Raw genomic sequence first — 25,519 nt, 5'->3', positions numbered from 1 at the left:
ACGCCGGCTAAGAAATCCCGTGACGCTTCCCGGCCGCATCGCTATGTCTGGCCGGGCGACACCGCGGTTCGGATGAAGGCCGCCGCCCGGTTCATCGCCGCGGCGGCTTCGTCGAGAATCGGGGCGAATGCTTGGAAAACGTGCGTGACCTCAGCGGTGAGGTCCAGGATGACCGAGACGTCGGCGTCGGCCAGTCGCATCGCGAGCCGGGTGGCGTCATCGAGGAGCACCTCGTGCGTTCCTACCTGGATGAGCATCGGGGGCAGGCCGTCAAGTCGCTCGAACAACGGGCTGTGCCGGTGCGCGGCGGCGGGGTCGCCGACGTAGTCCCTGACACGACGGGCGAGGGCTTCGCGGCTGACGATGTAATCATCGGCGGCTCGTGTTGTCATCGAGCCGCCGCTGAGTGTGAGATCGACCCACGGCGACAGCAGAACGCCGGCCGCGGGCGTGCTCGTGGCCGGCAGCGAAGCCAGTAGTCCCAGGGCGACACCGCCGCCCGCGGATTCACCTGCCACGACGATCTTTCCGCGGTCCTGCCCCGTTGTCAGCAAGGTCTCGTAGGCGTGCCGCGCGTCGTCGACCGCCGCGGGGGCAGGATGTTCGGGCGCCAGCCGGTAGTCGACGGTGACCACCCGGGTTCGTGATCGCCGGGCGAGGTCGGCGACGATCCCGAGTGAGCTGCGCGCGGACCCGAAGGTGAAGGCGCCTCCATGGAAATAGAGTGTCGTCCCCTCGCAGGGCGTGTCCGCCACTGTGACGGACAGCGCGGGTACGCGGTCGAGGTCGAGTTCGTCGACAACGATGTCCGGGGGAACCGGATGCGCGGACAACAACTCCTCGAACAGAGGTCGCTGTAGCGCGACATCTCCACCCAGATCGAGCGGTGATTTCTGCCGAAGCCGCCGGATCTCTTCTCGTTGCTCACGCGTCATGACGGTGTTGTTCTTCCTTCACTTCGGCTCAGTGGTGGTTGCCCGCGTGCGCGGTGATGAGGTCGGCGAAGACCTCAGGTTCGTCAACCGGCACGATGTGGCCTGATTGCGGCAGGAGGTGTGTGGTGAGGTGGTCCGAGACGCCGGAGAGCTGGCGGGCCGTGGCTTCGCCGACCGCGCCGCCTCCGACAGCGAGGACGGGTGCCGAGAGCCTGTTGCCCGCGGCCCATTCGCTGATCCACCTCGCCGTGGACGGCATCGCGCGGTAGTGGTCGAACGCGTTGCCGAGCGAGTCTTCGCCGCGGTACGCGGCAACGATGACCTGTGTCAGGTCGTCATCGAGACCCCGGCGGCTTCCCCCGGTGAGGAAATGGCGGAGGTAGCGTTCCTCGTTCCCCACGAGGACGGCTTCGGCGAGTTTGCCCGGCGCCTGGTGGAATCCGAACCACCAGGGCGGCCCGTGCCGGAGAAAGTCCTCAGCGCCGGGAAGTTCGCCCACCAGGCCCTCGCTCAGCACCAGGCTGATGACGCGTTCGGCCCGGACGGCGGCCAGTGCGAAGGCCGTTGTGACACCGAGGTCGATGCCGACCACGTGAGCTCGATGGACGTGGAGGGCGTCGAGAAGTCCGGCCATGACGCCGGCCAGAGCCGGTGCGCCGCAACCCGCCGCGGCCGGATCGCTGTCGCCGAGTCCGGGAAGGTCGGGAACGATCACACTGAAACCGTTACGTGTCAAGACGGGGGCGACATCGCGCCACACGGCGCGGGTGTGCGGGAACCCGTGCAACAGGAGCACTGCGGGACCATGTCCGGCGGTCTCGACCACGAGGTCGCGCCCGCTGACCGTCAGGCGGTGGACATCTGCTCCCTTGATGTGCGGGACCAGGCGAGTGGAGCGCATCACCGTTCCTTTTGGGTTACTGTTAGATACCAGGTAACCGTATTAACCCGCCGTGATCCCGACAAGGAGGCACTTTGCCGAAACCAGATCACCCCGAGGTAACCAGGGCACGCCGGGGAGACCTGTTCGACCCGGCCTGCCCGACCCGTCTTCTCCTCGACCGGGTGGGCTCGAAGTGGACGACGATGCTCGTGCTGCTGTTGTCCAAGGCAACCGGTGAGCTCAGGTTCACCGAACTCAAGCGCGGTATGACCGGTGTGTCGCAGAAGATGCTCGCGCAGACACTCCGCTCCCTGGAACAAGACGGTCTGCTCGATCGCCGCGTCGAGGCGACATCACCTCCTCGCGTCTACTACAAGCTCACCGAACGGGGCGAATCCCTGGCGGTCCCACTGCGGGCTCTGCGCGAATGGGCGGAGGCCAACATGGCCGACATCCAGGAGCACAGCCGTGCTGTGGCGGACCATTCAGGAGGTGACCATCGCGGGGAAATGCCGTAATCGATCGAGCCCTCACCCGTCGCGGCCGCGTGACCGCGTGGTGAGAGCGTCAAGATCAACTATCACACCCGTCCACCCCGCCCTCCAGCGGGGTTACGAGACAGCCCTTAGGCAAGCGCCAGGCGGACATCGACAAGGCGAAGGCCGAGGCAGTGGCCGCCCTGCTCACGGTCGTGAAGGAGCAGACCAACGCCGTCGTCCGCCTGGGATCGATCATCCTGATCAAGACCGAAGGCGATGTCGTCATCTGGACCATCAGCGAGATGGAGGCCGCCGTAATGGAGAGGAACAGCCACATTCTGCGAGCCCCAGTGACGGCCTTGAAGTTCCTACGTGACGACAGCCAGGGGCATGGGCAGACGAGCCTCGATCACCCTGACAGGGATGCACTCCACGAGTGATAAGACATCGGAAAGCCCCGGAGCCCCACCCAGGCCCGCGGATTGCTACCTATAACACAAGATATCGGTACTAAAGCCGTGTGCCGCATCCATGGACCAGGCCGTCGGTGAGTCGGGTGGTTGGTGCCGGCCGGCTCTTACGTGTCCGCCGTCAGAGGCTCAGCACCAGGTCTCGGACTGCGGCGGGCTGGGACAGGAATGGGTGGTGGCCGGTGTCGAGCTCAACGACGCTGCCGGCCCGGCGGGCGAACTCGCGCTGTAACCGTGGCGGCGTGCCCCGGTCCTTGGTGCAGACGAGATAAGTTGAGGGCACCTGCTGCCACGCGGCCGCCCCGACCGGCTGGTGGGTCACCTGCAGGCTCTGCCGGGCGAGGTGCTGCGACGCCTGCGCCTGAACGTCGGGGTCGCAGTCCTGCAGGAACGTGCTCACGAGCAGTTCGGGTCGGACCCCGAAGGTCCCGGCATCGGGGTCGACATCGAGAAACGGGGCAGGGCCACCGTCCCCGAACTCCGATAGGCTTTGCCCGACCTCGGGCAGGTAGCTGGAGACCAGCAGCACGTGGCGCACCGACCCGAATCCTGCGGCCGCTTCCGCGGTGACAATGCCGCCGTAGCTGTGGGCGACGAGCACGGTCGGCTCGTCGTCCTCCCGCAGCACTTGCCGCACCGCTGCGACGTCCTCCGGTAGCCCCGGCCCGTCGGCGCCCGCGGACCGCCCTGTCTCGCCGCAGCTCGGCAGCGCCGGCGCCACGCTCGCCACCCCTCGCTCCTCCAGCAGCGCGACGGTGCGGTGCCACCACCACGACCCGTCCCGTACGCAGGCCCCATGCACGAACACGACCTTCATCGCCACCTCCACCGCTACCGTGATTTCTTCTGTGCGACGCTAGACATAATCACTGTTACGTGAACAGATCGCACACTGTGTAGACGGCCGCAGCCGGACATCCGACTACGACTGCTCGACCCTGCACCGATTACGCCCTGGCCCACGGCCTCCCCGGCCGGCTCGGCCCGCTGGCCACGGTTACCGGCACCTCCGCCCGCATGCTGATCTACCACTTCGGTACCCGCGATGCCGTTCTGCGAGCCGTCCTCGGGCATGCACGGCAACGTCAACTCGACACGTTCGGCCGCCCGCTCAGCGCGGCGCGGAGGGCTGCCCGAGTCCGTGGACTTCACGCCCGCTTCGATCGACGCTGAGGACCTGGAATCCGGAAACCAAACCGGTTACCAGACTGGCCGTAGGCGGAAGGCTTCGTCGCCGCCTGCGGTCACGAAGGTCTGCAGCGCGTCGCGCACGTCTTCGAGCCGGTCGGCGCCTACGAGGTTGGCCCAGTTCGCCTCCTCTTCGGCCCAGATCTGAGCCGCACGGGTCACCAGCGACCTCCCCTTCTCGGTTACGACGACCAGGCGACTGCGCCTGTCCGTGGGGTGGTCGATGCGCTCGACGTGTCCCGACTGCTCCAGTTCTCCGACGATATGGGCGGCACCTTGCTTGGTGATGCCGAGATAGGCGGCCAGTTCCACCGCCGTTGCCCCGCCGGTGTTCATCAGATGACTGATCGTGAAGCCGTGCACGGGTCGTACCGGTTCTCCCTCGGCGGCGAGGCGCTCGTGCAACCGATCGATGAGCAGCCGGAAGGCCATGGCCAGCAAGAGCGAGAGAGGGGTCGACATCGGGTCTCCAACTAGACAAGTTACTGTTCTAAGTAGTCTACTTACTGGTCTAGTTTGCCACCAGGGAGCGAGCCGCGATGGAAGCCATCACGATTGAGAACGTCCGAGTCTTCGACGGAACCGGCCTGACGGCGCCCCGGTCGGTCCACTTCGACGGCGGCCGGATCACGGCGTGCCCTCCGCCGGGCGCGCGTACGGTCGACGGTCGCGGCGGCACCTTGTTGCCGGGACTGATCGACACCCACGTGCACGTGGAAACGCGCGCCGCGCTCGAGGAGTGCGCCCGATGGGGAGTCACCACCGCGTTCGACATGGCCGCGGCGCATCCCGGCGAAACCTTGGCACTGCGTCATCTCGACGGGCTCACTGATCTGTTCAGCGCGGGCTATCCGGCTCTCGCTCCGGACTCCGGACCGATCAAGACGATGGGCTTTCCGGACGACATCGCCGTGTCCGGTATTGACGCCGTGGAGGGATTCATCGCGAGCCGGGTCCGTGACGGCGTGGACTACCTCAAAATCCTCGTCGAGGACCCCGAACTACCCGACAGCAATGCGCTTGCTCCGGAAACGGTCACGGCCCTTGTCCGATCGGCTCACCAGCACGGTTTGAAGGTCATCGCACATGCGACCACCGGCGCGACTTATCGGGTGGCCGTGGAGGCGGGCACGGACATCGTGACCCATACCCCGATGAATGCCGTCCTCAGCGCGGACCTGGCACGAATGGTCCCGGTCGCCTCACCGACACTCGGCATGATGCGGGGAATGTGCAGGGCCTTCGAGGGCCGGAGTGCACTGCCGATGGACTATGAAAACGCACGCGAATCGGTCCGGCGTCTCCATGAGGTCGGCGTGACGATTCTGGCCGGCACCGACGCGAATGCCAACCCGTTCGGACCGTTGTCGAGGCCGTATGGAGAGACACTGCACGAAGAACTCCAACTCCTGGTCGACGCCGGCCTGTCACCCGTGGAAGCGCTCCGCGCGGCCACCAGCACGCCCGTCGAGGTTTTCGGCCTGCCCGACCGCGGCGTCGTGGACGCTGGGCGACGAGCGGACCTTCTGCTCGTCGACGGCGACCCCACCGCCGACATCCAGGCAACGACCCGGATCCGGCACGTCTGGATCGGCGGTACGCAGGTCAGGTGACCGTGTGTGGTCGAGCGCCACCCGCGCTATCCGCTCGTTTTCGTCCAGGTGGCGGAGCACGGCCGCGGCGACGGCGTCGGGATCGCCGTCGCGGAAAGCCTTGAGGAGGACGGCGTGGGCTCGTTTACGGCGCCGCTGCTCCTCGGGCCGGTTGTCCAGTCCGGCGAACGCCAGCCTGATATAGCGTTCGGCCGCGTGCCACAGACTCTCCAGCGTCCGCAGGTCCCAGGTGGTGGCGGCCGGCTGGAGCAGTTCGAGGTGGAACGTGTGGTGAGCTTCGTAGATCTCGTCGACTCCGAGGTCCTCGTCGCCGAACATCGCGACATAGGTCTTGAGGCGCTGGAAGTCGGTCCTGCGCAGCAGCGCGCAGGACCGACTGGCGATCTCCAGCTCCAACCGGCGCCGGAGCCGATAGATGCTACGAAGGTCCTCGGCGTCCAGCGGAGCGACGGTCGCGCTTCTTCCGGGGTGCGTCACGACCAGTCCCTGCGCTTCGAGTTGCCGGAGGGCCTCACGGACCGGGATGAAGCTAACCCCGAGCTGGCCGGCGATCTCTCCGAACGGACTTGAATCCGCCGAGAGGCCAAGCAACCCTCCCAGCGCACTTTCTGCAGCAGGCTGGACTGGCTGGCTATTTATCCTCCCTGTCCCACGGCTGCCCTCCGTGATCGTCGCCTTCACAACCCTGCCTGTTACAGACCGCACGAGATCGCTTTCAGGAAATCAACTACTACGCGTGGGGTACCGGCGAGGGAGAGGGCCGGGGTGCCGGAGAAGACGCCCGGGCCAGTTATGTGTGACTCCGTTTCAAAAGGTGGATACGGAAGGGGCGAGGGGGGATGTTCGCGATCGTGCTGCGCCGGGCTCGCGGCGACGCGAGCGGGTGGAGAAGTCCGGGGTGGCTCGGCCGCACGAGCCGGTTACTCGTGGCTGCCGTAAAGCTCGACGATCGTCAGCTCGAATCGCTTCTCGAACTTCGGCGCCCATTCCGGTACGGGGCCTCCCCTGGCGGGCAGGTCCGTGGCGCGCCGGATCTCGGCGAAGGTCAGCTCCGGCCGTTCCGGGCCGAACACCTCCAGGATCAGCCGGGTCTTGCTCAGTGCGCCAGGGCGGACTTGAGTAGAACCGCTGTTGTGCTGTCACCTCGCACTGGACCGGCCGCCTGCGGGTGTCTGCGACCGCTCCTGCGATGTCCACTCCAGTCCCGTTCAGCCGAGCACCGCGGCAAGGCGACCGGAGATGAGTTCGCGTGCCTCGCGCACGATCCGGTCGATCAGCTCCGCCACCGTCGGGACGTCGTGGATGATGCCCTGCACCAGCCCAGCGGTCCAGATGCCCAGGTCGAGGTCCCCGGTCTCGAAGACCTTGCGGCCGCGCGCACCGGCGACGAGCTCACGGACGTCCTCGAACCGGCCGCCATCGTCCAGAATGGACACCACCTCGGCACTGACCGTGTTGCGCGCCACGCGGGCGGTGTTGCGCAACGGCCGGAAGATCAGGTCGGTGTCTCTTTCGGTGGCCTCGACAAGGCGCCGCTTGACCGCGTCGTGCACCGGCGCTTCCCGGGTGGCCAGGAAGCGGGTGCCCATGTTGATCCCGTCCGCGCCCAGAGCCAGTGCCGCCACCAGGCCGCGCGCGTCACCGAACCCACCGGAGGCGATCATCGGGATGGTGATCTCCTCCGCGGCAGCGGGGATGAGTACCAGTCCGGGAATGTCGTCCTCACCCGGGTGACCGGCGCATTCGAACCCGTCGATCGAGATGCCGTCCACCCCCAGTTCCTGCGCCTTGACCGCGTGGCGCACGCTGGTGCACTTGTGCAGCACCTTCACCCCGCCCGCGCGGAACGCCGGAAGGTGCTCGGCCGGGTTGAACCCGGCGGTCTCCACCACCGGGACACCGGAATCGACGATGACGTCCCGATATTCGGCGTAGGGCGGCGGGTTGATCGAGGGCAGGATGGTGAGGTTGACCCCGAACGGCTTGTCCGTCATCTGCCGGCACCGTGCGATCTCCTTGGCGAGATCGTCCGGTGTCGGCTGGGTCAGCGCGGTGATGAAGCCGAGCCCACCTGCGTTGGCGACGGCGGAGACAAGTTCGGCGCGGCCGACCCACTGCATCCCGCCTTGCACGATCGGGTGCTCGACCCCGAACACGTCACAGAACCGCGTGCGCACCATTGCTCACGTTCCTCTCGTCCACATTAGTTGCGGTCGGAATACTGATCGATCGACAAACAGGCGGGGCTATCGCCGTGTGGCGGTGAAGGCGAGCGCCTCCCGCCAGCCGGTTCGGCGCGCGATCAACGCGCGGAACTTCATGGTCTCGCGCGGCCGGTTGACGGTGAGCGCACCGGCGAGCCGGTCACCGGCGCGGTAGAGCGCCACGAACCGGTTCGACTCGACATCGCCCAGCGCGATCTCGACCTCGTCGGCCTCCGGTACCCCGACGAACTGCAGGCGCGTGTCGTACCAGTCCGACCAGAAGTACGGCACGGTCTCGTACGGTTTGGCCGCACCTGGTAGCGCCGCGGCGGCGCCCGCCGCGGCTCCCTGCTCCGCCGCGCTGCTCCAGTGCTCCAACCGCATGTGCCGGCCGAACAGCGGGTTGAACCACCGGGCCACGTCCCCGGCCGCGTAGACCCCTGGGACCGACGCGGCCAGGCTCTCGTCGCACACCACACCGTTGTCCACCACCAGGCCGGACCCGTCCAGCCAGCCGGTCTCGGGTTCGGCACCGATTCCGACGACCACGAGATCGGCGTCCAGCACCGTGCCGTCGGCCAGGCGCACCCGATCGACCCGGCCATTGCCTTCGAGCGCCTCGACGGCGGCACCGCAGCGCAGGTCCGTCCCGTGGACTCGGTGCAGGTTCGAACAGACCCCTCCGAGTGCCCCCAGGGCGCGGGTCAGTGGAGTGGGGGCCGCCTCGACTATGGTGACGTCAAGCCCGCGCTTCCTCGCGGCGGAGGCCACTTCGGAGCCGATGAATCCGGCTCCGATCACCACTGTGCGCGGGCCTGCTTCCAGCGCCTCGCGAACGGCGCGGGCATCGTCGAGTGTGCGGAGAGTGTGCACTCCGGACAGTTCACCGGCGCCGGGCAGCCGCCGTGCGGTGGCTCCGGTGGCGATCACCAGCCCGTCATAGGGGATCTCCGCCCCGCCGACGATCACCGACCGCGCGTCGGTGTCGAGCCCGGAGGCCGGGGTACCCAGCAGGAGTCGCACACCCAGCTCGCCGGTGAGGAACTCCCCGGTCCGGTAGTACGGAACGTCCACCTCACCGTCCAGAAAGGACTTCGACAGCGGCGGCCGATCGTAGGGCGGATGGGGCTCGCCGCCGATCAGGGTGATCGGGCCGTCGAAACCGGCCCGGCGTGCCCCCTCCACCGCCCGCAGCCCGGCGAGCGATGCGCCCACGACGACGAGTCCGCGCGTCACGGCAGCAACCTCAGCGCCTCCGTGGGGCACCCGGCCACGGCCTGCTCGACCGCGCCGCCCAGCCCCTCGGGCACCGTGTCCGTGGTCAGTGTGAGCTGGCCACTGTCGTCGACCTCGAACACCTCGGGGGCGAAGGACTCGCAGATACCGAGACCGGTGCACTTGGTCCGGTCGAGATGGATTTTCACTGTGCTTTCTCCTCTTGCCGGGCCACGACGGGGCGCGCGTAGCGATCCCGAAGCGCTCCCTTGACCAGCTTCCCCGTGGGCGTGCGCGGCAGCTCGTCGACGAAGTCGAAGCTGCGCGGCACCTTGTAGTGCGCGATCCGATCGCGGAGGTAGGTCCGCAGTTCCTCGGCGAGAGCCGGGCCCGCGGCGGCTTCCGCCGTGGGCTGCACTACGGCCTTGACCGACTCCCCCATTTCCTCGTCGGGCACGCCGATGACGGCCGCGTCCAGCACCTTCGGGTGCAGCGCCAGCGTGTCCTCGATTTCCTGCGGATAGATGTTCACCCCACCTGAGATGATCATGAAAGCCTTGCGGTCGGTGAGGAAGAGGAAGTCGTCCTCGTCGAGGTATCCGAGATCGCCGGTGGTGGTCCAGTTCGGCCGCAGTGGGTGCCGCGCCTGCGCGGTCCGCTCCGGATCGTTGTGGTAGGCGAAGGGCGCCTCGTCGCGTTCGAAGTAGACGGTGCCGACCTCGCCCGTGGGCAGTTCCGTACCGTCCTCGGCGCAGATCCTGATGGTGCCGACGAGCGCACGGCCCACCGAACCGGGTTTGCGCAGCCACTGCTCGGTGTCGATCAGGGTGAGCCCGTTGCCCTCGGTGGACGAGTAGTACTCGTGCACGATCGGCCCCCACCAGTCGATCGTCGCGCGCTTCACCTCGGCCGGGCACGGTGCCGCCGCGTGGATCACGACCCGCAGGCTTGACAGGTCGTACCGGCGTCGCACCTGCTCGTCGAGCTTGAGCAGCCGGACGAACATGGTGGGCACCCATTGGCTGTGCGTGACCCGGTAGTGCTCGATCGTGGCGAGTGCGGCCTCGGGTTCGAATCGCTCCATCAGCACGACCGTGCCGCCGAGCGCCTGCACGACTCCCCCGAAGCGCAGCGGCGCGGCGTGGTAGATCGGCGCCGGTGACAGATACACCGTGTCCGGCCCGAATCCGTACAGCCGCCCGAAGACGGCGGTGTAGATGTCACCGGGGTCGCCGACCTGCCGGTCCGGCAACGGAGGCTTGATCCCTTTCGGACGCCCGGTCGTGCCCGAGGAGTACAGCATGTCGATCCCTCGCGGCTGCGAGGGGAGCGGCTCGGGTGAGGTGTTTCGTAAACCGTCCTCATAGGACTCGTGCCCGTCGACGGGTCCACCGTAGGAGAGCCTGATCTCGACGTCCGGGGTGTCGGGGATGATCTTCTCGGCGGCCTCGGCGAGGCGTGCCGACACCACGAGGGCGCGGGCTCCGCAGTCGTTGACGATGTAGCTGATTTCGCCGGGCGCGAGGTGGCGGTTGACCGCGGTGAGGTAGAGGCCGGACCGCAGTGCCGCCCAGTACACCTCGAAGGCCTGGGGATCGTTGCCGGTCAGCAGCGCGAGGTGGTCACCGCGGCGCAGGCCGAGGTCGTGGAGGTGGCGGGCCAGGCGCGCCGACCGCTCATCCAGTTCGCGATAGGTCAGCATCTGCCCCGTTCCGGCCACGACGACGGCCGGTTTGTCCGGGAACCGGGTCACGTAGGCACCGGGATACATGTTGCGCTTCACGTTCCTTTCGCTGGTCAGATCTCCGGTGCCGGTACCAGCCCGGTCAGTACCACGCCGCTGATCCCGCCGTCGACCACGAGCGCGTGCCCGTTGATCCAGCGGGACTCCGGCGAGGCGAGGAAGACGATCGGGTCGGCGATGTCCTCGGGATCGGCGTGCCGCCCGAGCAGCTCCTTGACCCCGTCCAGGTTTTCCTTGCCCATGGATTCCTCGAAGTCGGCCAGGATCGGGGTCTCGACCGGGCCGGGGAGGACCGCGTTGATGCGGAAGCCCATTTCCTTCACGGCCACGCCCATGGTCATCGCGTAGACGGTGGCGACCTCCTTGGAGAAGTTGTAGGCGTTGCCCTTCTGGGGGTGCGCGGCGAACCACGCGGCACCGTCGGCGAAGGTGTCGGTCGCCAGCAGTTCCTTGATCGCGTCGAGTCGCTCCGGCCAGTTGTATCCCGCGGTAGAGGACACCACGACGATGCTCGCGCCGGGGGCGAGGAAGCCGAGTACGGACTCCGTCAGGTGGCGAAGGCCCAGCACGTTCACGGCGAGGACGACGTCGGCGGGCGCGGTGCCGGGCACCCCGGCCACGTTGAGCAGGCCATCGTAGGGCCCGGCCAGCCGGGCCACCGCGTCGTCGATGCCGGCGGGGTCGGACAGGTCCACCGGGATGTGCCGGTGGACCGGCACGCTCGGGTCGTGGCGGTCGAGGCTGGTGACCTCGGCGCCGGCGTCGAGCAGCCTGCGGGCGGTGGCGGCGCCGATCCCCGAGGCCGCCCCGGTCACCAGGAAGTGCTTTCCGGCAAGGGAACTCATGATCGTCCTTTGTGTTCTGTGTCAGCTCAGGGAGTACGGCAGGCGCCGCACGGCGTGCACGAAGTTGCCGACGAGGAATTCGGGCGTGTCGAACTCGATATCCGGTACGCGGTGGAGCAACTGGCCGAAGACGTGCCTGAGCTGCATCTTGGCCAGGAAGTGCCCGAGGCAGTAGTGCGGCCCGCCCCCACCGAAACCGACGTGCCCGTTCGGGGTGCGGGTGATGTCGAAGCGTTCCGGGTCCTCGAAGACGGTCTCGTCGCGGTTGCCGGAGGCGTAGAACATCGCCACCCAGTCACCCTTGCGGATCTCGCGGCCACCGAGTTCGGTGTCCTTGGTGGCCGTCCGGCGGAACGTCATCACGGGAGTCGCCCAGCGCACCACTTCCTCGATCGCCGCGCCGATGCGCCCGTCGAAGTCGGCCAGCAGCAGGTCGCGCTGGTCCGGATGCCGGGCGAAGGTGTGCGCTCCCAGGCTGATCGAGTTGCGTGTGGTGTCGTTGCCCGCCACGGACACCAGGACGAAGAACGAGGCGATCTCGTCATCGGTGAGGCGCTGCCCCCCGACCTCGGCCTCGACGAGGTTGGACCAGATGTCCTCGCGCGGGGCACGCCGTGTCTGGGCGGTGAACTCCAGGCCCATGGTCAGCAGCCCGACGAGCGCGTCGCTGACCAGCTGGCCGGGTTCGCGCCCCTGAGCGATGTCCGGATCGTTCCAGCCGACCAGCATGTCGGCCAGGTGCGCCGCCTCGTCGCGCATCTCCGGCGGCAGGCCGACCATGTCGTAGATGGTGTTCATCGGCATGCGTTGGGAAAACTGCCGCACGAAGTCCCCGGAGCGGGTCTCCAGCAACTCGTCGACCAGGCCGACGGCCCGGTCACGGATCATCGTCTCGAGCCTGGCGACCGCCTTCGGGGTGAAGGCCGAGCTGACCAGGCGGCGCATCGACAGGTGCCGCTCACCGTCCATCGCCAGAAACGAGGACGCCGCCTCCAGATGATCTTCCGGGATCTCCTCGAACTGCACACCGAGACCCGAACAGAAGGTCTCGGGGTTCGTGCTCACCTCGGCGATCAACTGGTTCGTGGTCACCGCCCAGTAACCGTCGTTCTCCGGCGGGGCAAGGGAACCCGCGACCGGAGGCTGCCAGCTGACCGGCGCGCGATGACGCAACTCCTTGAACACGACCTCGCGCTCTTCCGCCGTGGCCGCCCAGAAGGACATGTGCGAGACACTGGCGGGGTCGTAATCGCGCCGCGCCATCCGTTCGGTGCTCGTGCTCATTCCCGCCTCCTCAGACGACCAGGTCGTCGCGGCCGTCGGCGCGCAGGGTTTCGACATAGACCGGGAAGAACCGCTTGCTCAGCGGTGCCAGCTTGAGCAGGCTCGCGACGTTGCCCTCGACCCTGATCTTGCCCTTCGCCATCGCCAGCGGCAGGTTCACCTTGCCCTGCCAGTACGCGTTGCCCGTCTCGGCCGACATCGACATCGTGGCATTCGTCTCGGGGTCCGCATCGGCGTCCAGTACCGCGCCCTGGCCGCAGTCGATGACGATCGAGGTGTCCGGCGCCGAATACGCGAAACGCAGCACCAGACCTGTGTCACGAAGCTTCGGGCCGATCTCGGGATCGGCGAACGCCGTCTCGAAGACACCCCCGAGGTACCTGCGCACCTCGTCAGCACTGCTGAACCCCATTGTTCCCATCCTTTCGCGCGAACCTCGTCGTTCGTCGGTAACATAACCTACTTTACGTTTCGACCTCAAGCCAAAAGTCTCCAGTTGACGTAACTTGATCTACGTTTGCCCCTTCGAGCACTCGCCCGCTCGAGGTCGAGCCACCCCATCGGGGTCACCGGCGGGTCCGGATCGAAGCCGCAGACGTCAACGAACTCTCATCGGCATCACTCAGCGATAACACAGATCACTCTATGTTTGACGAAGTAGTCGTAACATGTGTTACGTTAGCTTCGATCCGACCTGGTTCTTTAAGGAGCACCATGAGCGCACCCGACAGCGAAGTTGCGGTCCGCCCGTCCTGCCCTTCCCGGCCCGTGGAGACGATTCCCGATGTCGTCGCCCGGCTGCGGGCCACGTTCCACACCGGGCGTACACGACCGCGGCAGTGGCGCGTCCGGCAACTGCTGGCACTGGAACGCCTCCTCGCCGAACAGGAGCAGGACCTGGCGGCCGCCCTCGAAGAAGACCTGGGCCGCAACGCGGTCGACGCGTGGATGGCCGACCTCGCTCCCGTGGCCGCCGAGTCCCGATTCGCCCGCAAGAAACTGCGTGCCTGGATGCGCGACCGGCGAGTCGGCCTTCCGCTGAGCGCGCGCCCAGGCCGCGCCTGGTACCAGTACGAGCCGCTGGGCACCGTACTGGTGATCGGGCCGTGGAACTACCCCGTATTCCTCACTCTCGCACCCGTCGTCGCGGCCCTCGCCGCCGGCAACTGTGTGATCGTCAAACCCTCCGAGCACACCCCAACCGTGTCCGCGCTGCTGGCCGACCTGCTCCCCCGCTACCTCGATTCCGACGCGGTCGCCGTAGTCGAAGGAGCCGCCAACGAGACCCAGGAACTACTCGACCAGGGTCTCGACCACGCGTTCTTCACCGGGGGACCCGAAATCGGGAAGGCTGTCATGACGGGGGCCGCACGGCACCTCACGCCGGTCACCCTCGAACTGGGGGGCAAGAGCCCGGTCATCGTCGCCCGGGACGCCGACCTCGAAGTCGCCGGAAGGCGCATCGCCTGGACCAAGCTGATGAACTCCGGCCAGACCTGCGTAGCCCCGGATTATGTCCTCGTCGAGCGGGCCGCCCGCGACGAACTGGTGGATCACATCCGGCGCGCCCTGGACGCCTTCCGGACCGACGACCGCCAGGGCCTGCCCCTGGTCCACCGCCGGCAGGCCGAACGGCTCGCCCGCCTGGTCACCGACACCGGAGGCAGGACCGCCATCGGCGGCACCGTCGACGTGGACGCGCTGCGCGCACACCCGACGATCATCCTGGACCCCGATCTCGACTCCGCCGTCATGACCGAGGAGATCTTCGGGCCCGTCCTGCCCGTCGTCACCGTGGATTCGCTCGACACCGCGATCGACTTCGTACGGGCACGCCCCAAGCCGCTGGCGGTGTACCTGTTCACGAAGTCGAAGACCGCGCAACGCCGGGTGCTGGCCGAGGTCAGTAACGGCGGAACCGTCATCAACCACCTGATGTTCCAGGTGCTGGTGAACAAACTGCCCTTCGGCGGCGTCGGCACCAGCGGCATGGGCGCCTACCACGGCGAATGGGGCTTCCAGACCTTCAGCCACCGCAAGGCCGTGCTCCGCAAGCCGGCACGCCCCGACCCATCGCTGGTGTACCCGCCCTACTCGCCCGCCAAGCAGCGATTACTACGCAGAGTGTTCTGATCGAGTACTCCTCGCGGGCTCTACACTGGACGCACCGACACCGACCAAAGGACGGCAATGCGACTAGTGGTCACCCGCGAGGAGTACTTCGAAGCTGCCATGCGACTGCTGGCCAGTGGCGGCTTCGGCGACCTGAAGATCGGCAGGCTCTGCAAGTCGATCGGCGTGACCAGCGGCTCCTTTTACAACTACTTCGGCAACTGGGACGGCTTCGTCGTCGAACTGCTCGAGTACTGGGAGGCCGAGCAGACCGCGCGCATCGTCAAGATGACCAACGTCCACGACGACCCGTTCGACCGGATCGCGACCATGAAGGAACTCGCCACGACGGTGCCCCACGAGACCGAAGCCGCCATCCGCGCCTGGGGCAACAGCAACGCGACCGTCGCGGAAATCCAGAAACGCGTCGACGGGGAGCGCTACGAAGCTCTGCGCAACCTCGTCCTCGCCGTCGTACCGGACAAGGACCGCGCCGAGATTCTCGCCGTCATGGGCATCACCCTCCTCGTCGGCATCCAGCAATGGCGCACACCCGTCGACCCGAAGGAATTCCACCGCCTGCTGGACGAATACGAAGCCGTGATCGTCACACATTCCGAAGCCATCGGCGAACACTGAAAACTCCTAACACAATGAGTAGATCTTCCTTGATGCGGATCCCGTCCACATACAGGATCGGATACACCTCATCCAACGGACGAGACTGCCACAGGGCGATCTCGTCGACCACCACCTCGGTCACATTCGACACCAATTCCCGCGACACCTGCACCCCATACACCTCGTACAGATGAGCCTCGATATCCCGCGTCGTCATGCCCCGCGAATACAGCGACAGAATCGCCTCGTCGATATTCCCCAACCGGCGGGACCGTTTCGGCACGATCGCCGGCTCGAACAACCCATTCCGATCCCGCGGAACCTCCACCTCCACCGGCCCGTGCATCGTCGACACCGTCTTCCGCGACCGACCATTCCGCGAATTCCCCGTGCCCGCGCCGGCCGGATCCCCCTTCTCATACCCGAGATGATGCGTCATCTCGGTCTCCAAAGCCCTTTCCAACATCGCTTTCGTCATCTGGTTGAGCAATTCCTGCACCCCCAGAGATCCACCACTGGCATGCGCCTCTTTCACCAGCGCATCCAAGGCCCCCGGCGCCAAAGCCCCCGCGAGCAACTCGCCCGCTTCCCCGTCCCCCATCGAAGCAGATGTGTCCTCAGTCAGATGAACCTTTCTGAGTCGCCACGCGACCCGATCCTGGCCCATCCGCGGCTTACACAGTTGTCATGACACGGCCCGGCGGCGTGCACGGTCACCTACTCCACCCCGGGCAGTCACAGCGTTATGGCCGACTACCGCCCCGCGCCGGGCTTCTTCCTGCCCTCCCAGGGAACACTGACTCAGGAGATCACCGCCCAGACCTCGCACACCACCCTGAGTCCCTCAGCGTCGAGCGTCGGGTTTGGGCAGCCCGTGATCCTGACCGCGACGGTGACCTGCACCGCCGGAACACCTTCGGGCACGGTCACGTTCACCGAGGGCGCCACCACCTTGGGCAGCGCCCCCCTGACCGGCGGCAGCCCGGCGACCGCATCCCTGACCGTGAACGGCCTGGCCGCCGGAACCCACACGATTGTGGCGCGCTACAGCGGTGGCGGGTTGTCCCCGCCTCGAAGTCTGATCCGGTGACGGTGACCGTGACCGGCACCATCACCGGTCCCCTGTTCGTCACCAAACCCACGGTGCTGGCCCTCGGACAGCAGGTCACTGTCACCATCAACGTCGACGCGTTCGCCACCGTGGCCTGGCGCAAGGTGTTCTCGTACCTGGCGGCCGAGCTGCGCTCCGGTGACATCGCCGCCAGCTCGCCACCACCGCGGCGCAAGTAGATGCGGGCTACCCGGCCAACAGTGACCTGGTGCTGGAGGAAGGCCGCCCGGTGCTCAAACGGCGCAAGGGCGCCGACCGGCGCCCCAGCGCGCTGGCGCTGGAACAGGCGATCCACCAGCGGCTCCCCGAGCGCAGCCTGCTGGACACCCTCACCCGCGCGGCGTACCTGACCAGTTGGCATCGCCACCTCGGCCGGGCCTCGGGCTCGGATCCGAAGATCCGCGGTGACGCGCTCGGCCGCTACGTGCTCACCGCCTACGCCTACGGCGCGAACCTTGGCGCCGCCGAAGTCGCCCGGCACATGCGCGGCCAGGTCTCCGCGCACGAGCTCTACACCGCAGGCAACAAGCACTCCACCGCCGACAAGGTCCACAAGTGCTCGGCGGATGTGATCAACGCGTTCACCGGGCTGGACGTGGCCGGGGTGTGGGGCGACGGGCAGATCGTCGCGGTGGACGGGTCGCAGGTGGACACCTGGGAGAACAATCTGCTGGCCGAGTCCCACATCCGCTACGGCGGTTACGGCGGGCTGGCGATGCGGTTCGTCTCCGATTCCTACATCGCCCTGTTCTCCCACTTCGTACCGTGCGGGGCGTGGGAGGCCGTCAACATCATCGACGGGTTGCTGCGCAACGACTCCGAGGTGCAGCCCGACACGATCCATGGCGACACGCAAGGTCAGTCTCTGCCGGTCTTCGGCCTCGCCGCGTTGCTGGGGTTCGAGCTGCTGCCGCGCATCCGCAACTGGCACGACCTGAACTTCTACCGCCCCGATGCCGCCACCCGCTACCAGCACATCGACTCGCTGTTCGGCGACAACACCATCGACTGGCAGCTGATCGAGAAGCACTGGACCGACTTGCTTCGCACCAGCATCTCCATCCGGGAAGGCCGGGTCTCCTCGGTGACCCTGCAGCGGCTGGGCAACCACTCGCACAAGAACCGCCTGTACCGGGCGTTTCGTGAGCTGGGCAGGGTGATCCGCACGGTGACGCTGCTGAGGTTCTTATCGGAACCGGGTTTACGGGAGCAGATCACCGCCATCACGAACAAGGCCGAGGCATTCCACGGCTATGCCGAGTGGCTGATGATCGGCGGCAAGCTCATCGGTCACAACGACCCCGACCACCAAGAACGCGTCGTGAAATTCAATGAGCTGCTGGCCAACTGCGCGATCTATTCAACCGCGCTGGACATCACCGACGTGGCCAACCAGCTCGCGGCCGAGGGCTATCCGGTCGCTCGTGATGATCTGGCCACCATCACGCCCTACATTCAGCGCACCATCCGCCGCATGGGCGATCTCGTGCTCGACCTCGCCCCGCCGGACCACACGCCGACCACGCGGCTGGACTTGGAGCCACGGGTGTTGTTCGCCCCGCGCGCCTGATCAGTCCCAGTAGGGCAGTGGGAACGCCGCGGCACTCAATCGTGTTGGTGGACTGGCCGATCATCCCGGCATGGACAACACCGCTTCCGAGTCAGAGGCCCGGTACAGGGCCGGGGACGCCTGGTCGGTGCCCAGCGCTGCAGCGGCGGTGAGCAGCGCCTGGTGCACGTCGGGCAGGGCGGTGACGTGGAGGCTGTAGCCCTGGTCGCGGCGCAGGGCACCGCCGTCCAGGGCGACGCGGTCGCCGTGCACGCTCACGCCGATGATCTCACCCACCGCACGCAACAAGGCCCCTCGCCGACGATGAGCGCGAAGCGCTGCCGGCCGAGCCGGGTTCGTCGGACATGGCGGCGTCGACCCGGCTGAGAGCTATCGCGGAGCTGCGCGCCGACCGGTGACCGGTCTGTGCGGACCCGGTCTACCGGTTCGCGGCTTCGCGAGCGGCGATCCGGCTCGTGCGACCGACCGCGCGGGCCACCGTATTGCGCACCACGAGGCCCGGCCGGGTGCGGGGCACCATGAGCCGGGAGACCAGACCGACGCGTCGCTGCCGCGGTCGCACTTCACGGCGGAGCCGCGACTCGTAGGCAGCGAAGGCGCGGGCGTGATCACCTGGATGGGCGGCGAGCTCGTCCGCGAGGGCGTACGCGCCCGCCATCGCCATGCTGGACCCGTCGCCCAGCAAGGCTGTCGCTCCCGCCGCGTCCCCGAGCAGTACGACCCGTCCGCGGGACCACGAGGGCATCCGGACGGTGGTCAGGGGGTCGAAGAACGGAGCCGGGTGGTCGAGGTACGCCGCCACAAGTTCCGGCGCCCGCCACCGCACGTCGGCGTAGGCATCGGCCACCGTCTGCTTGTGAAGTGCGATGTTCTTGCGGTCGTGGGGCGCCGGCCGTGCGGCCCGGAAAGTGAAGATCGCGAGCGGGGTGGTCCGCGAGGGGTGGACGACCAGCATCCGGTTCGGCACGGTCAGCATCGTCAGCTCGCTCGGGTCGTCGATGGCGTCGGGTTCCAACGGGACGGTCGCGCCATACAGACCCAGATCGCTCACGAACTGCCGCTCGGGCCCGAACACCAGGCGCCGTACTGTGGAGTGCATCCCGTCGGTACCGACCACCAAGTCGAAGCGCCGCGGCGCGGACCGCCGAAAAGTGACATCGACCCCGCCTCCGTCCTGGTCGAGAGCGGTGACCGTGTCGTCGAACACGAACTCAGCATCGCCCCGCGCCGACCGGTGGAGCACCTCGGACAGGTCGGCCCGGGTCACCTCGACCGTCGGCGCCTCGTCCGAGGAGGAGGGAAGTCGCAGTACTCGTTTGCCGGCCGGGTCGAGCAGGGTCAGCGACCGATTGCGCGTGGCGAGCCCGCGGAGCTGCGGAAGGATGCCCATACGCTCGGCGACCGGGATCGCGGGCCCCTTCACGACGATCGCGCTACCACCGGAGCGCAGCTGCCGGGCATGCTCGACGACCGTCGGCCGGTATCCATTCCGGGCGAGCCAGTACGCGAACGCGGGCCCGGCGATTCCGGCACCGACTATCAGCACCTCGGGCTTCTTCATGACAAGACCTCTCGGAGCGTCGACGACCACATTCCCGGCCGTCTAGGTACGATTGATTTCGTACTCGAGTAGAACACGCCACTGAGGTACGATGCAAGTCGTACCTGAAGGGGGTGCCCGTGGCCGGAACGAACCAGGTCGGGCCGGAGGCCGATGCGCTGGATCTGGGCGTGGTGTTTCGCGCCCTCGCCGACGAGCACCGTCGTTCGGTGATGACGGAGTTGGCCGCCGACCACAGCGACAGCGAACGGGGCTGCAACTCGTTCGCTCTCCCGATCTCGAAGCAGACCCAGACCCACCACTTCCGGGTCCTTCGCGAGGCGGGCCTCATCGACGAGATCGACTACGGCAACCGCAAGGGCATCCGACTACGACGCGCGGAGATCGAGAAGAGGTTTCCCGGGCTGCTCGCACTCCTGAAAGCAGAGCCCCAAGGCGGTATCGCTCCTCACTGAGCACACCGGAGATCGCTGCGGGCAGGTGGGCCCTGTTCCGCTTCGTTGGAAGTGGAACAGGGCCACCGGCGAGGGTTCCGTGATCGCGCGACCTCGGACGATCGATCCGCCTATCGTTCCGGAAGTTTGTTCGACAAGTTGCGTACCGAAAGTCGGGTACGGCGACGACTTCCGGTACGTTTGGATCAAGGGAGTCAATGATCGCCGCCTCGCCAGTGGGCTCGAACTCGGCTACGCCCGTGTGTCCACCACCAAGCAGAGTTTGGTACGCCAACTCGCGACGCTGGGCGAGGCCGGTATCCCCGACGAGCGGCTGTATATGGACAAGACGACCGGCGCCACTGTGGATCGCCCCGGCTTGGCCGTACTTCAAAGCGCCAAGATCAGACACTGTGCGTGATCGAGGGGGCGATCTTGGTGATGGATGGACCAGGCTTCCACGTCGACGTCGACAAGGTCGACGAAGCGGCTAGAGGTATTCACGACAGCGTTCAGGATCAGGACAATTTCGAGCTCCGTGGCTTGTGCGGCGATGCGGGGCTGTATGGGCATGCCCAGCTGCACGACGCACTGATGGACTACTGCGTCAGCTGGAGCGATGGCCTCGACGTACTGACCGAGGATGCAGGCACGATCGGGGACGCGCTCTCGCGGGTCGCAGCGGCGTACCGCGCGGTCGACGAAGCCGCGGCGCGATCCTTGCCAGAGGACCCGGGTGTCAAGGCGGTCGAGGGTGGCTGAGCTCGGCGATACTCAGGACCCACAGGCGTTGGTGCCAGGCAAGCCTGAAGCGATCAAGGAGAACGCACGCGTCCTGTTCGCCCGCGCCGACCGTGCGAACTGGGCCGGGGAGGGCCTGCTCGCGATCGACACGGGCGCTTGGCAAGGGCCGGCCGCGCGGGAGTTTCACGACAAATTCAGCTACGAACCGCGCAAATGGTTCGCCGCGGCCGACGCCCTCGAATTTGGCGCCAGCGCCCTGGAGGACTACGCCGCCACACTCCGCTGGGCACAGTCCCAGGCGGTCGAGGCCATTCAGCTGTGGAGCCAAGGCCAAGCCGCAACCCAGCAGGCCAAGGCCCAGCACGACCTTGCTGCCGCGCAGGCGACCGCGCAGAACCAGCCTGCGCCGCCGTTCACCGACCCGGGAGAAGCCACCCGACAGGCCGCCCGCGAGATGCTCAATCGCGCCCGCGCCCAGCTGAAGGACGCGGGCGACACCGCCGCGGGCATCCCAGGAGTCGAGCTGGCTCGACGACGTCGGCAACTTCCTCGGGAACGTAGGGGCGCACATCGTCAATGACGTGGCGTCGTTCGGCAATGCGCTGCTGCATCACCCCGGAGACGTGGGCAGCGCCATCTTGGGGCTTGGGCTCACAGTTGCCAGTGCGACAGGCGTGGCTGGTGGTGCCGTGCTGACCGCGACCGGGGAAGGTGCGGTCATCGGCGTACCGGCGATGGGCGTCTCCGCGGCGGGAGCCGTGACCGGGGTCGGCATGATGACCGCGGCCATGGGCGACCTGGCCGCACACGCCGGCGGGGACGACCGGGTTGAAGTGATCAAGACGAACGAGGGCTCGGCCAGTCCGGCGCCCGCCTCGCAGCCCACACCCGCTCGCGGCCTGTCCGACATGTTCAAAAACGGCCCGCCGAAGGCGTCGGACCTGGAACGGTACGCACAGGAGCAGGGCTGGACCAGAACCCAGACACCCAACGGGCCAGCCAAATACGTTGACGACAACGGCGTGGTCCGGATGACGGTCAAGCAAGGCAGCCCCCGAGCACCGGGTAGCGGCGACCCTCACGTCGAGCTGAGAAACGAATACGGACAACGAATCGACCCGGACGGGAACCCCGTGACCAGAAAGAGCGCCGGAAACCACACCCCGATAGAATGGGACTGGTGACCGTGCAGAACTACAGCGATTTCGCCGACCTCGCCCAGGTCTACCTCGAAGACAGCTTCGTTCTCGACATCACCGAGAAAGCCGACTCGGTGTCCTTCTCGATCGAGGCGGTCCTGACCCGACAGCACCCTCACTATCACCCCGCCAAGCCAGGTGAGCAATACTGCTATGTCGACGCCGATTTAGTTATCGACGGAGTCACGGAAATTCGGTGGATCGAACGCATCAACCGCGCCTACACCGATGCCAGCGGAGAAACCGATCTGGGAAACATCGACAGCATGGTTTACAACAACGACCACTACGAAATAGCCGGGGACTGGGGCCAGGTACACATCTACACAACCCACGCGCCACACCTCGCCCTGAAGTAAGCCCTCAATCCGACGACCGACAGGTCAGTTCGTTCCTCGTCGTCCAAGCCCGCCGGGACGTGAACGCGGCTGGAGTGGTCGAAACGTGGAATACTTTTTCCCCGACAAGGTGGGCCGTTGGCCTTGCTGTCGTTGAGAATCCGTTACAGCCTCTGGCGGAGTGACGCGCAGGGAACCGGCCGCAGGATAACGACGCCCGTTGGTGCCTGCACAGCTTTCCAGTACTTTGGCTGCCCGGCGGGCCGAATCGGCCTGCCGTCGTCGCTGGGTCGACTCACGCCATGCTGCGATCTCGGCGATCAGGGCCACCAGAGCCACCAGTAGGACAGCGATCCCATCCCCTTCGCGGCCGCGTCGCGACAGCACGCCCACCCGCGCCAGGCGTCGCGCCGCGGTGCGCAGCTCGGCGGCGATGGGGCCCCATCGAGCGGGCTGGACCCGCCAGGGAGTAGCTGCGGCACGCTCGTACTCCATCGCGGCGGTCCAGACCGGCGCCTCACGCCGATCAAAGCGCAACTCGTGCCCGTCGATCCCCCGTGCCGCCGAGAGCAGCAAGTCGTGGATCGCGTGCGCGATGGCGTCCGCGTCCTCCGAAACTGCTTCCGACACAGCACTGAGCTGCTGTCGGGTATTGAGCGCAGCTAACGCCCCGCTGGCACGTTTCGCGGCCAGGGTGGCTTCCTCGACCGCGATGGTGCGTTCGGCGCGGCTGGTCGTGGCGAACCGGTCACGTTCGTCGCGCGGCAACGAGGACGGTGGTGCGGGCGCGCTGGCCCAGCGCTCAAGCAATTTCGGCGCGGAGAGGTCTCGGGCGAGTTGGCTGACCCGAAACCAGACCCGCCTATCGGGTGATTTGGTACCGATGTCGCCGGGCAGCGCCACACGATAGCCAGTGAACATGCCTTCCGCGCCCCAGCGCGGCTCGACCTGAACCGGCTCCTGCGCCAACAGCTCAAGAAACTCGTCGACGCTGCTGGCGCGGGGTTCGCCCCGGACAAGCTCACCGTCTCGGACTGGCTGGACACGTGGCTCAAGTCAGCCACCATCGACGTCGAGAAGGCCACTGCTGCCAACTACGCCGACGCCCTCCTGCCCGTGCGGGACCGCCTCGGTGACCGGCGCCTGCAGCAGCTCGATGAGGAAGACGTCGACAGCCTGGTCAGCTGGATGCTTACTTCCGGTCGCAAGCGCGGCGGCAAGGTCGGCACCGGCCTCAGCGCGCGATCGGTCCAGTTGACTCTCGGTCGCCTTCGCTCCGCCCTCACCGTCGCGGTCCGGCGCAAACTGGTCGCCCGCAACGTCGCCCAATACACGCAGATCCCGAGGGAAGCACGGAGGAAGGCTGCCGAAGCGAAGGCGAAGCGGGTCCCCTGGAGCGCGGACGAAGTGAAGACCTTCGTCGCCGCGACACGCGAATACCGCCTCCAAGCGCCGATGCTGCTGTCCTTGCTGGGAATGAGGCCGGCCGAGGTCTGCGGGCTGCGGTGGTCCGCTGACGTCGACCTGCTCGCCAAGACCATCCGGGTCGAGAACACCAGAACCCTCGTGGAGGGCGAGGTCGAGGAGAAGGGGCCGAAGTCAGAGAAGGGCAAGCGCACCCTGCCCCTGCCCAGCCCGGTCGTGGCCGCGCTGAAGTCGCTCAAGGCCCGCCAGGCACAGGAGAAGCTCGCAGCCGGATCGGTGTATCTCGACTCGGGGTACGTGCTGGTCGACGAGCAGGGCGCCCCGTGGAAGACCGACAAGCTACGCCGGGAGAGCTACAAGCTCATGGCTGCCGCGAAGGTCCGCAAGGTGCGTCCCTACGACGCCCGGCACTCCTGCCTGACCTACCTGGCGACCTCGGGGGTGCCCGACGTGATCGTGAGCGCCTGGGCAGGCCACGCGGACCTGAGCTTCACCAAGCGTGTGTACATCCATCCCAACACCGAGCACCTCAAAGAGGCCGCCGACCAGCTGGACACGCTTCTCGGCTGACAAGCAGTACAAGCGTTCGTGAGAAAATGTGAGACGACAAGCCCCGGACAGCAGTCAGGGCCCCGTCTCACCGAAGTAAGAACAGGGCCCTGACCTGAACTTTCTCAGTCCATCGACCGTCGGGACGACAGGATTTGAACCTGCGACCCCTTGACCCCCAGTCGCTGAATCACTGAGCGGCATGCTACGGCTTGTTCTTCCAGGTCAGCTTCCAGTGTAACCAACCGAGTAAAGGAGTCAGGGCCTGACCGTCATCCGGATCGCAGTCGGGCGCGCCACTCCCGGGCGGGGTCGCTGACCTGATCGTCGAGCCATGGGCAGGCCAGAACCAGGTCGGTCAGGGAACCGAGAATCGTCACGGCACGGGTACGGGCAGCTTTTTCGGCCTGGAACCAGCGCACCGCGACCGTCGCGCCCACATCCCGCCGCAACGACGGATCCGCCCAGGCGGAAGCGACCATGGCGAAAGCGGCCGCCTCGGTGACCCAATCCTCCGGACCAAACAACAGCTCGGACAAGATCCGCGCTGGTTCGCCAACTGATGTCGAGCGGCGGTATCGACGTTGCAATGCCATATCTCGATGACGCTGTAATAGACCTATGCTTGACAGTGCGACCAGAAGAGAGGTCCAGCCCCTGGCAGTTTAAAGCGCTCAATACGGAATCTTTCACCACCTTGGCTCCAAACGAGCTGATAGGTCGATCAACGAAGAACGATATGCCGGAAGACGTCCACCGTGGCTGGGAAGCACAACGGCAAGACATTGCAGAAATGTGCGAGGACCTGATTCTCGGAAAACTGGGTCTCGTCAATACAGAAGACTTCCGTAAAGCTTGCCTTTTGCCTCAACCGCCGGGCCAGTGGCTCCCTGCCCTCGTCATGACGCTGAATTGTGAGGCATGGCTGAAGAGTATCTATTCATAGCATAGAAGAAATCACCTTAGGGGGAATAGATAAATTGCCTAGAGCGAAA

32 protein-coding genes and 2 pseudogenes are annotated in these 25,519 nt (G+C 66.7%); 16 read left to right on the top strand and 18 right to left on the bottom strand.

What is annotated here, in order from left to right:
• Positions 1-41: 41 nt before the first annotated feature.
• Both ORV05_RS08130 and ORV05_RS08125 read right to left on the bottom strand, forming a co-directional pair.
• Positions 42-935 carry an alpha/beta hydrolase gene (locus ORV05_RS08130; protein WP_268757826.1) on the bottom strand — a complete coding sequence of 298 codons (894 nt, stop codon included), beginning with the start codon at positions 933-935 and terminating at the stop codon, positions 42-44.
• Between the two features lie 28 nt (positions 936-963).
• Positions 964-1,836, bottom strand: coding sequence for an alpha/beta fold hydrolase (locus tag ORV05_RS08125; RefSeq protein ID WP_268757825.1), 873 nt, complete (start codon positions 1,834-1,836; stop codon positions 964-966).
• Between the two features lie 74 nt (positions 1,837-1,910).
• Between ORV05_RS08125 and ORV05_RS08120 the strand changes: the two genes are divergently transcribed.
• Both ORV05_RS08120 and ORV05_RS08115 read left to right on the top strand, forming a co-directional pair.
• Positions 1,911-2,336 carry a winged helix-turn-helix transcriptional regulator gene (locus tag ORV05_RS08120; RefSeq protein ID WP_268757824.1) on the top strand — a complete coding sequence of 142 codons (426 nt, stop codon included), beginning with the start codon at positions 1,911-1,913 and terminating at the stop codon, positions 2,334-2,336.
• 152 nt (positions 2,337-2,488) lie between these two features.
• A complete protein-coding gene (locus ORV05_RS08115; protein WP_268757823.1) occupies positions 2,489-2,737 on the top strand; it encodes a hypothetical protein in 249 nt (82 codons plus the stop codon).
• 151 nt (positions 2,738-2,888) lie between these two features.
• Here ORV05_RS08115 and ORV05_RS08110 read toward each other — a convergent pair whose 3' ends face one another.
• Both ORV05_RS08110 and ORV05_RS08105 read right to left on the bottom strand, forming a co-directional pair.
• On the bottom strand, positions 2,889-3,584 hold the full coding sequence (locus ORV05_RS08110; RefSeq protein WP_268757822.1) for an alpha/beta hydrolase: 696 nt from the start codon (positions 3,582-3,584) through the stop codon (positions 2,889-2,891).
• A gap of 383 nt (positions 3,585-3,967) precedes the next feature.
• Positions 3,968-4,417, bottom strand: coding sequence for a MarR family winged helix-turn-helix transcriptional regulator (locus ORV05_RS08105; RefSeq protein ID WP_268757821.1), 450 nt, complete (start codon positions 4,415-4,417; stop codon positions 3,968-3,970).
• A 77-nt stretch (positions 4,418-4,494) separates the two neighbouring features.
• Between ORV05_RS08105 and ORV05_RS08100 the strand changes: the two genes are divergently transcribed.
• On the top strand, positions 4,495-5,568 hold the full coding sequence (locus ORV05_RS08100; protein WP_268757820.1) for an amidohydrolase family protein: 1,074 nt from the start codon (positions 4,495-4,497) through the stop codon (positions 5,566-5,568).
• 102 nt (positions 5,569-5,670) lie between these two features.
• On the opposite strand, the pseudogene ORV05_RS36460 reads toward ORV05_RS08100, so the two are convergent.
• The 9 genes and pseudogenes from ORV05_RS36460 to ORV05_RS08055 form a co-directional block, all read right to left on the bottom strand.
• Positions 5,671-6,249, bottom strand: a pseudogene (locus ORV05_RS36460) (GntR family transcriptional regulator); the annotation flags it as partial.
• A 239-nt stretch (positions 6,250-6,488) separates the two neighbouring features.
• Positions 6,489-6,641, bottom strand: a complete 153-nt coding sequence (locus tag ORV05_RS08090; RefSeq protein ID WP_268757818.1) for a hypothetical protein — start codon at positions 6,639-6,641, stop codon at positions 6,489-6,491.
• A gap of 135 nt (positions 6,642-6,776) precedes the next feature.
• Positions 6,777-7,748, bottom strand: a complete 972-nt coding sequence (locus ORV05_RS08085) for an NAD(P)H-dependent flavin oxidoreductase (protein WP_268757817.1) — start codon at positions 7,746-7,748, stop codon at positions 6,777-6,779.
• A gap of 66 nt (positions 7,749-7,814) precedes the next feature.
• A complete protein-coding gene (locus tag ORV05_RS08080; RefSeq protein WP_268757816.1) occupies positions 7,815-9,008 on the bottom strand; it encodes an NAD(P)/FAD-dependent oxidoreductase in 1,194 nt (397 codons plus the stop codon).
• Positions 9,005-9,196, bottom strand: coding sequence for a ferredoxin (locus tag ORV05_RS08075; protein ID WP_268757815.1), 192 nt, complete (start codon positions 9,194-9,196; stop codon positions 9,005-9,007). The genes ORV05_RS08080 and ORV05_RS08075 overlap by 4 nt, the downstream gene beginning before the upstream one ends.
• Positions 9,193-10,758 (bottom strand): acyl-CoA synthetase, encoded by a 1,566-nt coding sequence (locus ORV05_RS08070; protein WP_268759736.1) that lies wholly within the window; start codon positions 10,756-10,758, stop codon positions 9,193-9,195. The genes ORV05_RS08075 and ORV05_RS08070 overlap by 4 nt, the downstream gene beginning before the upstream one ends.
• Positions 10,759-10,784: 26 nt before the next feature.
• On the bottom strand, positions 10,785-11,576 hold the full coding sequence (locus tag ORV05_RS08065) for a coniferyl-alcohol dehydrogenase (RefSeq protein ID WP_268757814.1): 792 nt from the start codon (positions 11,574-11,576) through the stop codon (positions 10,785-10,787).
• Positions 11,577-11,597: 21 nt separating this feature from the next.
• On the bottom strand, positions 11,598-12,860 hold the full coding sequence (locus ORV05_RS08060; protein ID WP_268757813.1) for a cytochrome P450: 1,263 nt from the start codon (positions 12,858-12,860) through the stop codon (positions 11,598-11,600).
• A 10-nt stretch (positions 12,861-12,870) separates the two neighbouring features.
• Complete coding sequence (locus ORV05_RS08055; RefSeq protein WP_268757812.1) at positions 12,871-13,272, bottom strand: SCP2 sterol-binding domain-containing protein; 402 nt, start codon at positions 13,270-13,272, stop codon at positions 12,871-12,873.
• Between the two features lie 302 nt (positions 13,273-13,574).
• Here ORV05_RS08055 and ORV05_RS08050 point away from each other — a divergent pair, with 302 nt between their 5' ends.
• Positions 13,575-14,993 carry an aldehyde dehydrogenase family protein gene (locus ORV05_RS08050; RefSeq protein WP_268757811.1) on the top strand — a complete coding sequence of 473 codons (1,419 nt, stop codon included), beginning with the start codon at positions 13,575-13,577 and terminating at the stop codon, positions 14,991-14,993.
• A gap of 57 nt (positions 14,994-15,050) precedes the next feature.
• The gene (locus tag ORV05_RS08045; RefSeq protein ID WP_268757810.1) at positions 15,051-15,611 is read left to right on the top strand and encodes a TetR/AcrR family transcriptional regulator; all 561 of its coding nucleotides are present in this window, start codon (positions 15,051-15,053) and stop codon (positions 15,609-15,611) included.
• 28 nt (positions 15,612-15,639) lie between these two features.
• On the opposite strand, the pseudogene ORV05_RS08040 reads toward ORV05_RS08045, so the two are convergent.
• Positions 15,640-16,194: pseudogene (locus tag ORV05_RS08040) on the bottom strand (transposase); the annotation flags it as partial.
• A gap of 144 nt (positions 16,195-16,338) precedes the next feature.
• Between ORV05_RS08040 and ORV05_RS08035 the strand changes: the two are divergent.
• From ORV05_RS08035 to ORV05_RS08025, 3 genes are read left to right on the top strand one after another with little or no spacing between them, the layout of a single operon-like run.
• Positions 16,339-16,683 (top strand): Ig-like domain-containing protein, encoded by a 345-nt coding sequence (locus tag ORV05_RS08035; protein WP_268757809.1) that lies wholly within the window; start codon positions 16,339-16,341, stop codon positions 16,681-16,683.
• Entirely contained in the window at positions 16,680-16,883 is a 204-nt protein-coding gene (locus ORV05_RS08030; protein ID WP_268757808.1) for a hypothetical protein, read from the top strand. Before ORV05_RS08035 ends, ORV05_RS08030 begins: the two co-directional genes overlap by 4 nt.
• A 29-nt stretch (positions 16,884-16,912) precedes the next feature.
• Positions 16,913-18,274, top strand: coding sequence for a transposase (locus tag ORV05_RS08025; RefSeq protein WP_268757807.1), 1,362 nt, complete (start codon positions 16,913-16,915; stop codon positions 18,272-18,274).
• Positions 18,275-18,334: 60 nt separating this feature from the next.
• Here ORV05_RS08025 and ORV05_RS08020 read toward each other — a convergent pair whose 3' ends face one another.
• Both ORV05_RS08020 and ORV05_RS08015 read right to left on the bottom strand, forming a co-directional pair.
• The gene (locus ORV05_RS08020) at positions 18,335-18,559 is read right to left on the bottom strand and encodes a hypothetical protein (protein ID WP_268757806.1); all 225 of its coding nucleotides are present in this window, start codon (positions 18,557-18,559) and stop codon (positions 18,335-18,337) included.
• Between the two features lie 133 nt (positions 18,560-18,692).
• Positions 18,693-19,835, bottom strand: coding sequence for an FAD-dependent monooxygenase (locus ORV05_RS08015; RefSeq protein ID WP_268757805.1), 1,143 nt, complete (start codon positions 19,833-19,835; stop codon positions 18,693-18,695).
• A gap of 119 nt (positions 19,836-19,954) precedes the next feature.
• On the opposite strand from ORV05_RS08015, the gene ORV05_RS08010 reads away from it, so the two are divergent.
• From ORV05_RS08010 to ORV05_RS07985, 6 genes are all read left to right on the top strand, one after another.
• Positions 19,955-20,290 (top strand): ArsR/SmtB family transcription factor, encoded by a 336-nt coding sequence (locus ORV05_RS08010; RefSeq protein ID WP_268757804.1) that lies wholly within the window; start codon positions 19,955-19,957, stop codon positions 20,288-20,290.
• Positions 20,291-20,369: 79 nt separating this feature from the next.
• The gene (locus ORV05_RS08005) at positions 20,370-20,690 is read left to right on the top strand and encodes a recombinase family protein (protein ID WP_268757803.1); all 321 of its coding nucleotides are present in this window, start codon (positions 20,370-20,372) and stop codon (positions 20,688-20,690) included.
• Positions 20,687-21,031 (top strand): hypothetical protein, encoded by a 345-nt coding sequence (locus tag ORV05_RS08000; protein ID WP_268757802.1) that lies wholly within the window; start codon positions 20,687-20,689, stop codon positions 21,029-21,031. Before ORV05_RS08005 ends, ORV05_RS08000 begins: the two co-directional genes overlap by 4 nt.
• Complete coding sequence (locus ORV05_RS07995) at positions 21,024-21,593, top strand: putative T7SS-secreted protein (RefSeq protein ID WP_268757801.1); 570 nt, start codon at positions 21,024-21,026, stop codon at positions 21,591-21,593. Before ORV05_RS08000 ends, ORV05_RS07995 begins: the two co-directional genes overlap by 8 nt.
• Before the next feature lies 1 nt (position 21,594).
• A complete protein-coding gene (locus ORV05_RS07990) occupies positions 21,595-22,197 on the top strand; it encodes a hypothetical protein (protein ID WP_268757800.1) in 603 nt (200 codons plus the stop codon).
• The gene (locus ORV05_RS07985; RefSeq protein WP_268757799.1) at positions 22,194-22,571 is read left to right on the top strand and encodes a hypothetical protein; all 378 of its coding nucleotides are present in this window, start codon (positions 22,194-22,196) and stop codon (positions 22,569-22,571) included. The genes ORV05_RS07990 and ORV05_RS07985 overlap by 4 nt, the downstream gene beginning before the upstream one ends.
• A gap of 24 nt (positions 22,572-22,595) precedes the next feature.
• Here the strand turns inward: ORV05_RS07985 and ORV05_RS07980 are convergent, their stop codons facing one another.
• On the bottom strand, positions 22,596-23,519 hold the full coding sequence (locus ORV05_RS07980) for a hypothetical protein (RefSeq protein ID WP_268757798.1): 924 nt from the start codon (positions 23,517-23,519) through the stop codon (positions 22,596-22,598).
• A 147-nt stretch (positions 23,520-23,666) separates the two neighbouring features.
• Here ORV05_RS07980 and ORV05_RS07975 point away from each other — a divergent pair, with 147 nt between their 5' ends.
• A complete protein-coding gene (locus tag ORV05_RS07975; RefSeq protein WP_268757797.1) occupies positions 23,667-24,545 on the top strand; it encodes a tyrosine-type recombinase/integrase in 879 nt (292 codons plus the stop codon).
• A 251-nt stretch (positions 24,546-24,796) separates the two neighbouring features.
• On the opposite strand, the gene ORV05_RS07970 is transcribed toward ORV05_RS07975, so the two are convergent.
• Positions 24,797-25,120, bottom strand: coding sequence for a hypothetical protein (locus tag ORV05_RS07970; RefSeq protein WP_268757796.1), 324 nt, complete (start codon positions 25,118-25,120; stop codon positions 24,797-24,799).
• Here ORV05_RS07970 and ORV05_RS36455 point away from each other — a divergent pair.
• Complete coding sequence (locus ORV05_RS36455; RefSeq protein WP_407652721.1) at positions 25,087-25,470, top strand: asparagine synthase-related protein; 384 nt, start codon at positions 25,087-25,089, stop codon at positions 25,468-25,470. The two genes, ORV05_RS07970 and ORV05_RS36455, sit on opposite strands and share 34 nt — an antisense overlap.
• Positions 25,471-25,519: the final 49 nt, after the last annotated feature.

Origin of the sequence: Amycolatopsis cynarae, from assembly GCF_026802195.1 — a bacterium.
Classification (GTDB): domain Bacteria; phylum Actinomycetota; class Actinomycetes; order Mycobacteriales; family Pseudonocardiaceae; genus Amycolatopsis_E; species Amycolatopsis_E rhizosphaerae.
The sequence above is the reverse complement of the archived record's forward strand: the minus strand, read 5'-3'. Positions and strand labels throughout refer to the sequence as shown.

Bases quoted from the DNA above. Each gene is read 5' to 3' on its own strand.
- ORV05_RS08100 (WP_268757820.1), top strand. From the start codon at position 4,495: ATGGAAGCCATCACGATTGAGAACGTCCGAGTCTTCGACGGAACCGGC.
- ORV05_RS07970 (WP_268757796.1), bottom strand. From the start codon at position 25,120: ATGGCATTGCAACGTCGATACCGCCGCTCGACATCAGTTGGCGAACCA.
- ORV05_RS08070 (WP_268759736.1), bottom strand. From the start codon at position 10,758: ATGTATCCCGGTGCCTACGTGACCCGGTTCCCGGACAAACCGGCCGTC.
- ORV05_RS08015 (WP_268757805.1), bottom strand. From the start codon at position 19,835: ATGAAGAAGCCCGAGGTGCTGATAGTCGGTGCCGGAATCGCCGGGCCC.
- ORV05_RS08085 (WP_268757817.1), bottom strand. From the start codon at position 7,748: ATGGTGCGCACGCGGTTCTGTGACGTGTTCGGGGTCGAGCACCCGATC.
- ORV05_RS08050 (WP_268757811.1), top strand. From the start codon at position 13,575: ATGAGCGCACCCGACAGCGAAGTTGCGGTCCGCCCGTCCTGCCCTTCC.
- ORV05_RS08065 (WP_268757814.1), bottom strand. From the start codon at position 11,576: ATGAGTTCCCTTGCCGGAAAGCACTTCCTGGTGACCGGGGCGGCCTCG.
- ORV05_RS08055 (WP_268757812.1), bottom strand. From the start codon at position 13,272: ATGGGGTTCAGCAGTGCTGACGAGGTGCGCAGGTACCTCGGGGGTGTC.
- ORV05_RS08060 (WP_268757813.1), bottom strand. From the start codon at position 12,860: ATGAGCACGAGCACCGAACGGATGGCGCGGCGCGATTACGACCCCGCC.
- ORV05_RS08035 (WP_268757809.1), top strand. From the start codon at position 16,339: ATGGCCGACTACCGCCCCGCGCCGGGCTTCTTCCTGCCCTCCCAGGGA.
- ORV05_RS08110 (WP_268757822.1), bottom strand. From the start codon at position 3,584: ATGAAGGTCGTGTTCGTGCATGGGGCCTGCGTACGGGACGGGTCGTGG.
- ORV05_RS08130 (WP_268757826.1), bottom strand. From the start codon at position 935: ATGACGCGTGAGCAACGAGAAGAGATCCGGCGGCTTCGGCAGAAATCA.
- ORV05_RS08125 (WP_268757825.1), bottom strand. From the start codon at position 1,836: ATGCGCTCCACTCGCCTGGTCCCGCACATCAAGGGAGCAGATGTCCAC.
- ORV05_RS36455 (WP_407652721.1), top strand. From the start codon at position 25,087: ATGTCGAGCGGCGGTATCGACGTTGCAATGCCATATCTCGATGACGCT.
- ORV05_RS08045 (WP_268757810.1), top strand. From the start codon at position 15,051: ATGCGACTAGTGGTCACCCGCGAGGAGTACTTCGAAGCTGCCATGCGA.
- ORV05_RS08105 (WP_268757821.1), bottom strand. From the start codon at position 4,417: ATGTCGACCCCTCTCTCGCTCTTGCTGGCCATGGCCTTCCGGCTGCTC.